1 protein-coding gene and 1 pseudogene are annotated in these 1562 nt (G+C 77.0%); both read right to left on the bottom strand.

Annotated features, from left to right (window positions below):
- Positions 1-193, bottom strand: a pseudogene (locus tag IH13_RS0134495) (helicase); the annotation flags it as partial.
- Positions 190-1562: hypothetical protein (locus IH13_RS0134490; RefSeq protein ID WP_031090827.1), on the bottom strand; the 1373-nt coding region annotated here is incomplete at its 5' end. The gene IH13_RS0134490 and the pseudogene IH13_RS0134495, both read right to left, overlap by 4 nt.

The raw sequence follows: 1562 nt of genomic DNA, 5'->3' as shown, positions 1-1562 counted from the left end.
GGGTCTGCGCCACCACCATCAGCGGCCGGCCCGCGGCGGCCAGCTCCAGTGCGGCGCGCACCACCAGGGTCGACTTGCCGGCGCCGGGCGGCGAGTCCACCACCACGCCCCGCGCGGTACCGCGCAGGGTGTCGCCGAGGATCAGGTCGGTCGCCCGGGCCGCCGCGGCGGACGGGTCGAGAACGGCTGTCACAGCAGGTCCTCCGCGGTCACGGGGTCGGGCTTCTCGGCGTCCTCGGCGGAGCCCGGCGGGCCGCCGTGGGTCCAGGGGGTGTCCTCCGCTTCGGGCAGCGCGGGTCCGCCCCGCTGGTCGTGCTCGAACAGCGTCCAGGTGATCCGGTCGCCCGGCGCGGGCACCGAACCGGGGGCCGGCTCCTTGGCGCGGCCCATCCGGTCCGTGATCCGCAGGACGAGCGAGACCTCCGCACCGTCCTCGGCCTCGGCCGCGTAGCCCACGAACTCCGCCGTCTGCGGCTTCCCGTCCAGCGAGCGGTAGACCTTCGTCCGCTCGCCGAGGTGCGGGCGCTCGTCCGTGCGGACGGTGACCAGGGGGCGGGGCGAGGGCCGCTTCGACTCCGTGTACGTCATCTCCACCTCCGCCACCTCCCCGACGAACGCCTCGCCCGCGAGCCGTCGTCCCGCCAGCACCAGCGGATCGTCCAGCGCCTCCTGGGCCTCCAGCTGCGCCTGCGCCGACTCCCGCGCGGCCAGCTTCCGGGCCGCCGTCACCGCGTCGTCGTGGCGCGGCTGCGGCGGCTCACCCGCCCGCACCCGGTCCCGGTGCGCCGTGAACGACCATCGGTCCCGGGTCCAGCGGTCCGCGGCCCGGGCGCCCTCCGGCAGCGCCCTCGCCAGGTCGAGGGCGTGCCACACCGCGTCCCAGGTCGGCAGCAGCACCGTGGCGAGCAGGGCCCTGATCTCCCGCTCGGCGCGGCTCAGTCCGCCGAGGCGGTCGTCGGCCGTGAGGCCGTCCTCGGCCGCGGCCAGCGCCGTGCGCGCCCGGTCGTACGCCTCGATCGCGGGGGCCAGCAGCCTGTTGTCGAACGCCGGGTCGGTGGCCGGACCGGCGGGCGGGCAGAGCAGCTGGCCGGCACCGTCCCGGGCCAGCTCGGCCCGGAGCGCCGCCTCGGCCCCCGACTCGCCCGCCGGCGGGTCGACCCAGGCCAGCAGCGCTCCGAGGTGCTGGTCCTCCAGACTGCTCTGGCCCGTGGCCCAGTGCCGGTTGAGCAGGTCCGTCGCGGCGAGCAGCAGCGAGGAGCCCGGCACCCGCGCCCGCTCGCCGTAGTGCGTCAGCCAGCGGCCCAGCAGCGGGACACGGGCGGGCGCCGGATACGGGGTGTCCGGGTCGTCCTCGGCGGTGCGCCGGAACCGCATGGACCGCCCGAGCAGCCGTACGAAGTCGATGCCGGCCCGGCTCGGCACGATCAGCTGGGCGGCGTCCGCGCAGAGCTCGACCTCGACCTTGACCTTCTTGCCCGTCTCCGGGTCCACCTCGCTGCGCTCGGCCGGCTCGACCGCGTCGGCCGCCGACTCGATGTGGGGCAGCACCGCCTCGGCCAGCT

This window comes from Streptomyces sp. NRRL WC-3549 (genome assembly GCF_000721935.1).
Lineage (GTDB): Bacteria > Actinomycetota > Actinomycetes > Streptomycetales > Streptomycetaceae > Streptomyces.
This window is presented reverse-complemented; position numbering and strand designations above follow the sequence as displayed.